The 5,818-nt window shown below is 64.5% G+C and carries 8 protein-coding genes and 1 pseudogene; 5 read left to right on the top strand and 4 right to left on the bottom strand.

From position 1 onward, the window contains the following. The 3 genes and pseudogenes from ACYCUK_RS22940 to ACYCUK_RS22930 form a co-directional block, all read left to right on the top strand. Nucleotides 1–392: pseudogene (locus ACYCUK_RS22940) on the top strand (hypothetical protein); the annotation flags it as partial. 26 nt (nt 393–418) lie between these two features. Then, nucleotides 419–1,573, top strand: coding sequence for a glycosyltransferase (locus ACYCUK_RS22935; protein WP_461596922.1), 1,155 nt, complete (start codon nt 419–421; stop codon nt 1,571–1,573). Further along, the gene (locus ACYCUK_RS22930; protein WP_461596921.1) at nt 1,570–2,598 is read left to right on the top strand and encodes a glycosyltransferase family 2 protein; all 1,029 of its coding nucleotides are present in this window, start codon (nt 1,570–1,572) and stop codon (nt 2,596–2,598) included. Before ACYCUK_RS22935 ends, ACYCUK_RS22930 begins: the two co-directional genes overlap by 4 nt. A gap of 8 nt (nt 2,599–2,606) precedes the next feature. Here the strand turns inward: ACYCUK_RS22930 and ACYCUK_RS22925 are convergent, their stop codons facing one another. Then, nucleotides 2,607–3,041: a putative toxin-antitoxin system toxin component, PIN family gene (locus ACYCUK_RS22925; RefSeq protein WP_461596920.1), complete on the bottom strand. Its 435-nt coding sequence runs from the start codon at nt 3,039–3,041 to the stop codon at nt 2,607–2,609. Then, nucleotides 3,038–3,322: a type II toxin-antitoxin system Phd/YefM family antitoxin gene (locus tag ACYCUK_RS22920; protein ID WP_461596919.1), complete on the bottom strand. Its 285-nt coding sequence runs from the start codon at nt 3,320–3,322 to the stop codon at nt 3,038–3,040. The genes ACYCUK_RS22925 and ACYCUK_RS22920 overlap by 4 nt, the downstream gene beginning before the upstream one ends. 288 nt (nt 3,323–3,610) lie before the next feature. Between ACYCUK_RS22920 and ACYCUK_RS22915 the strand changes: the two genes are divergently transcribed. Together ACYCUK_RS22915 and ACYCUK_RS22910 are read left to right on the top strand one after the other, a co-directional pair. Next, nucleotides 3,611–3,856: a DUF6364 family protein gene (locus ACYCUK_RS22915; RefSeq protein WP_461596918.1), complete on the top strand. Its 246-nt coding sequence runs from the start codon at nt 3,611–3,613 to the stop codon at nt 3,854–3,856. After that, nucleotides 3,846–4,283, top strand: a complete 438-nt coding sequence (locus tag ACYCUK_RS22910; RefSeq protein ID WP_461596917.1) for a TA system VapC family ribonuclease toxin — start codon at nt 3,846–3,848, stop codon at nt 4,281–4,283. Before ACYCUK_RS22915 ends, ACYCUK_RS22910 begins: the two co-directional genes overlap by 11 nt. A 12-nt stretch (nt 4,284–4,295) precedes the next feature. Here ACYCUK_RS22910 and ACYCUK_RS22905 read toward each other — a convergent pair whose 3' ends face one another. Then, entirely contained in the window at nt 4,296–5,231 is a 936-nt protein-coding gene (locus ACYCUK_RS22905; RefSeq protein ID WP_461596916.1) for a glycosyltransferase family 2 protein, read from the bottom strand. Nucleotides 5,232–5,237: 6 nt separating this feature from the next. Next, nucleotides 5,238–5,818 (bottom strand): class I SAM-dependent methyltransferase (locus ACYCUK_RS22900; protein WP_461596915.1); only part of this gene is annotated, 581 nt, incomplete at its 5' end.

Below are 5,818 nucleotides of genomic sequence, written 5' to 3'. Positions count from 1 at the left end.
GCGGCGGAGGGACCACACGCAATGCATCGCCCGCCGCGCCTGGCGTGCCTGGCGCGCACTTGCAAGTGGCCTTGGCCGATGCCGCCAGCTTCGCCGCCCTGCCCCACGGCGCCGGCCTCACCCTGGCCGGCGGCCTGCTCGGCGGCGCCCTGCCCGGCTACGCCGTGCACCCCTGCCGCGACGGCCTGGTCGCCCTGGCAGCGCTGGAGCCGCACTTCGCCGCCCAACTCGCCACCGTCGCCGGCGGCCCCAGCCACGCGGCCATAGCCCGCTGGTGCAAGGCGCATACGGTGGCTGAACTCCACGCCCTGGCCTTGGAGCACGACCTGCCGCTTGAGGCATGGGGCGTGGGGCCGTCGGAAAATCATGTGCCGGCAAGGCACCGTGCCTGAATAGCCACCAAGCGGATGCAAAGCCGATGATTGACCACGCTGAAAGTGGCACCGACCCAACCATCACGACCAACAAGCGAGCTTTGCGGGTTGCCTACATCCTCGCCTACCGTGCCCCCAACTACATCCGCAGCCTGAGCCTGCAGCGCGCACTGGGCGACTGTTCCGGCATCGAGTTGCTGTTGGCGCGCAATCACAGCACCGGCTTGGCGCGCTATTTCGAAACTTGGCAAGCGCTGCGCCAACTGCGCAAGACACACGCGCCGGATATTTACATACTGGGGTTTCGCGGTCACGAGATGTTCTGGCCGGTGCGCTGGCTCACGCGTGGCAAACCGCTGGTGTTTGATGCGCTGATGTCTCCCTCGGCCGCATTGCGCGAGGAAAACAAGGCAGGTTTCCTGGGCCGACTGCTCGCACCGCTATTGCACCGGTTCGAGCGCGGCATCTTGCGACGCGCCGACCTGGTGCTGACCGACACACAACAGCATGTGGCGTTCTACGTCAGGCAATTTGGTCTGCCGCAGGACAAACTGCTGGCCGTTCCCGTGGGTGCGGTGGAGGCGAATGCGTCTGCCGAATTACCTGCCACGCCTGCCACCGATGCGCCCTTCAGGGTGCTGTTCTACGGCTCGATGCTGCCCTTGCACGGTATCGATGTGATCATCGCCGCCGCGGCAAAACTGGCTGATTTGCCGATCCGGTTCGACTTTGTTGGCGGCAGCGTCAGACAAGCACAGCGCCTGCATCGTCTGTGCGCCACACGGGGCGTCACGCGCTACGCCCATCGGCGCTGGGTGCCGCTGGATGAACTGGTTGGCGCTGAAATTCCGCGTGCCGATGTATGCCTGGGCGGGCCGTTCGGCGGCACGCCGCAAGCGCGGCGCGTGGTCACCGGCAAAGCCTCGCAAAGCCTCGCGCTGGGCAAGGCCACGGTCATTGGCGCCATCGACGAAGCCTCAGGCTTCATCGACAAGGACAACTGCCTGCTGGTGCCGCAGGCTGACGCCGACGCGCTCGCCAGCGCCCTACGCTGGTGTGCTGCGCATCGCGATGCACTACCTGCCATCGGCCAGCGCGGCCAAATGCTTTATCGGCAGCGGCTTTCGGTGCAGACCATCACCCAACAGCTCTGTCCGGCGCTGCAACGGCTGCTTGCAGCACACAAGGCGCAGCCATGACCGAAGCCGCGACCACCCCGCCTGACATCAGCATCTGCATTCCCAACTACAACGGGGAGGGCGTGCTGCGCGATTGCCTGCAATCGGTATACGCACAGCACTGCGAATGCAGCTTCGAGGTGCTGCTGCACGACGATGCCTCCAACGACGCATCGCTCGCATTGGTGCGCAGCGGCTATCCCGACGTGCGGGTCATCGAAAGCCACGACAACGTCGGCTTCTGCATCAGCAACAACCGCATGGCTGCTGCAGCACGAGGGCGTTACCTGCTGCTGCTCAACAACGATGCCACGCTGCGCCAGGGCAGTCTCGATGCCTTGCTGCGCGAAGCCGAGAGGACATCGCATCCCGCCGTGCTCGGCATGCCGCAATACACCCTCCATGATGGCAGTCTGGTGGATCGCGGCTACGAGTTCGACCTGTTCATGAATCCCATCCCGGTGTTCACCATCGGTACGCATGAGGTCGCCACAGCGACTGGCGCGTGCCTGTGGGTGCCACGCACGGTGTGGGAAGCCGTGGGCGGCTTTCCGCCCTGGTTCGAGTCGATCGCCGAGGACATCTACCTGTGCCAGGCCGCGCGCCTGCTGGGCTATCCCACACGCGTTCTGGATGCACCCGGATTCGATCACTGGATCGGCAAGAATCTCGGAGGCGGCAAGGTGGTGGATGACAAGCTCAAAACCACGGCACGCCGCCGCGCCCTCAGCGAGCGCAACAAGACCGCGGCGATGCTGCTGTGCTACCCCATGTGGGCGCTGCTGATCCTGCTGCCCCTCCACGCGCTGCTGCTGGGTGTGGAAGCCGTATTTCTATGGCTGAGTGGTGCGGGGCGCGGCAAGGTGCGGCGCATCTACGGAGCGATCCTTCCCGATCTCTGGCGGCAGCACGGCGACATCCTGGCGCTGCGGCGCGACTTGCGCGCGCGCAAGTCGCTTTCAGGCTGGCGTTACATGCGCCGCTTCCGCTGGTGGCCGCACAAGCTTCGCATGCTGCTGCGCCACGGCGCTCCGGACATCCGTTGAGTGCAGACTCACTCGCCCGCTTTTTGCAAAAACGCGGCTGGCGTCAGAATCGGCACCCCCTGCCAAGGGTGCAAGACGAGTAGGTCGGCATCACTGGTGATCAAGGCCACGCTCCGGCACGACAGGGCAAGCGCGAGAAACTTGGCATCCTTCGCATCTCGGCATGCGCCTGCCGCCTTCTGCTCGCTTTGCGCATCGGGTTCCCAGAGTTGCGAGTGCCTTGAAACCAGCACCACAAAATCCAGCCGCGCTTGCAGGGGTACATAGCCGTCGAATTTGGGGCGTTGCAGAACCTCGCGCAACTCATGCAACGTGGCGGTGCTCACGCACAGTTCGCAGGTTCTGAGCGCAGCCAGAAACGCCTGCCGTGGAACCGAGCCGGGGCGCAGGATCGCGCCAATCAGCGTGCTGGTATCGATGACGACCCGTTGCCGGTCGCTCATCGCGATTCTTTGACCAGGCGCAGCACCTCATCATCGGTCAGCGAACGAGCAGCGGGCGTGAGCCGGGCATCGGTCTTGGCGAAGGCGGCCTCGAACTCCGCCACCGCCTCGCTGCGCTTGCGCCGCGCCGCCTGCAGAGCCTGCAAGTCCTGCATGTCTTGTGGCGACACGATGAACGCTGCCGCACGCCCATGTCGGGTAATGACCACCGGCTCGCGCTGCACGGTATCCAGCAACTGCCCAAAGCGGTTCTGGGCTTCGACCGAAGTGACGGTGATCATGGCAAGGTTCCCACATCAGTTAGCTATGCTGGACATTATGGCTATATTAGCTTGTTTTGTTCAGTCATGTCATCCCCGGTGCGCCACACACTTACCGCCGCGATTGGTTCCGCGCCTGCGCAAGCTCGGCATGCCGCTGCGCCACGGCGCTCCTGACATCCGCTGAGCCAGCGGGCAGCACCGTATCCATTTCCTACTCCCCGGCAAACAGAATTCGGCCCCGGTTGGTGTTGAAACAGCGCAGTGCCGCCGATAAGATACAGATATCTGTATGCATACTGGAAACCGATGAAAACCACACTCAATTTGAAAGACGCTTTGCTGACGCAGGCCAAGACGCTTGCGGCGCAGCAGCGCACCAGTCTGACGCGCTTGATCGAGGAAGGGCTGCAATTGCGTTTGCGCGAGGGTCAGGCTCCGACCAAGGCCAAGGCCATCCGCATCCCGGTCTATCGCGGCAAGGGCGGGTTGACTCCGGGGCTCGACGGTCTGAGCAACAAGGCGCTGCTGGACGCCGCGGACCGTGACGCCTGACGTCAACGTGCTGGTCGCCGCCTCGCGCAGCGACCATCCGCATTACGGCGTGGCCCGGTCCTGGCTTGAGCAGGCGGTCGCCAACGCCACGCATGGGACCGTGCTGACGCTGCAACCCATGGTGATCGCAAGTTTCCTGCGGCTGGTGACGCATCCGAAAGTGTTCGTGCAACCGACGCCGATGCTTGATGCCTTGCACTTCGTCGATGCCCTGCTCGCCGCACCAGGCGTGCAGCAGTCCACCTTGGGCGGTGAATGGCAGGCGCTGCGCAAACTGTGCGCCGACAAAGCGCTGAGCGCCAACGCCGTGCCCGATGCCTGGCTTGCCGCCGCCGTCATGCACCAAGGCGAGCACCTGGTCAGCTTTGACGCGGACTTCAAACATCTGTTGCCGCGCAGCCAGTTCACCCGGCTTGCGGTGGCGTGAAACTGCCCCGTTTCACCCCCGCCACGGCCCCATACGTCCCCGCAGGCCGTCCCAGAGTCCGCGCACAGCCATGCGCAACGCCGCCACACGCTGCTGGCCGAACACGGTTTGCGTATAGACAACGCCAACGATGTTCCAGCCACTGCGCAACTTCCAGCGCCAGGGAATCAACGGCAGGCGGCACAGCGCCACGAAGTTGCGGATGCGGTAGTACACCCGCACCGGGCTGTACGCACTCTCGTGGCGCCAGCCGAAATACCACACCCGTAGCGCGTGCTCGCCCATGCTGTGAAACATCACCGCCGCGCCCACGCCAAACAGTGAAAACCCCGCCGCACGGGCGCGGTGGCTCCATTCGATGTCCACGTTGTCGATGAAAAAATCCTCGCGCATCGGCCCGAGCTCGCGCAGCACCGGCGCGGGAATCAGGGTGCCGGAGGTGATCAGCGTCAGCGCCTCGATGGTGGGATGCGTCGCATCGGGTCGCCGGTGGCCGTAGAAGAACTTGCCCGGCACTTCGGCCTGGAATGGAAAGGTGATGCCGGTGTGGCGGTCGGTATACGTGGGGCCGACGGCACCGACGCGCCGCGCCGCACGGGTCAGCGCATCCTGCGCGCGCAGCAGTTCGGCCACCATGTCGGGCGCGGGCAGGCTGTCCTGATCGCTCAGCAGCACATGCGTGGCCTCTGCGGCCAAGGCCGCGTCGATGCCCACGTTCAACGCATGGGCGATGCCGAGGTTTTCTCCCAGGCGGATCAAGCGCAGCGCGTCATGCGGCAACGCGGCGCACAGCGTCTCCACGCGCCGGTCGTCCATGGGCGTGTTGTCCACCACGAGCACACCCGAGGTTTGCGCGCGCAGCGCATCGAGCAGCGCGCGCAGCACCTCGGCATCGGGCAAATAGGCCACGACCACGGCGAACACCCTGCTGCTGGCGGATGGCTGCATGCGGATTTACTTGCGTGCCGAAAGAGTGAGGAATTCGCGACGCGCGGGCTGCACCATTTCGCGTAACTCGGCGAGAACATCGCGCAGCGGAGGGCGGCCTTGGTGGCTGGCGTTGAGTCCAGTTCCTCCATTTGCGATGGCCTCACTTGGCGCATACACATCGAAAAGTGACATACCGCGCCAATGCTGTTTGAACGAACTGAAACCCGCAGTGACAAGACTGTTCGTCAAACTCGATGGCGTGAACAAGACAAGATGGCGCGGCGGATCAAGATCGCGCCAATTGGGTCCAAACCGCACGGCGCCGAGACTGGTCAAATTCGGCGTATCCAACCACAATACGCCGCCCGGTTTGAGTAGTGCGTGCAGGCTGTGCAAGGTGGCAGCGGGGTCATGCACATGCTCGATCACATGGCACAGGGTAATCACGTCGTAGCAGGCGCTGCGCTCGCCCAGCACATCGATGCCGCCGTGATGCACCTCCAGTCCGCGCGAGCGCGCGACCTGCACCGCGCCAGCGTCGAAATCGAGCCCTTCCACCTGCCATCCGGCTTGCCGGGCCAGCATTAGAAAGCCACCATTGCCGC

This window comes from Thiomonas sp. (assembly GCF_054608695.1).
Note: the sequence above shows the minus strand (reverse complement) of the source record. Positions and strands in the feature narration are given on the sequence as shown.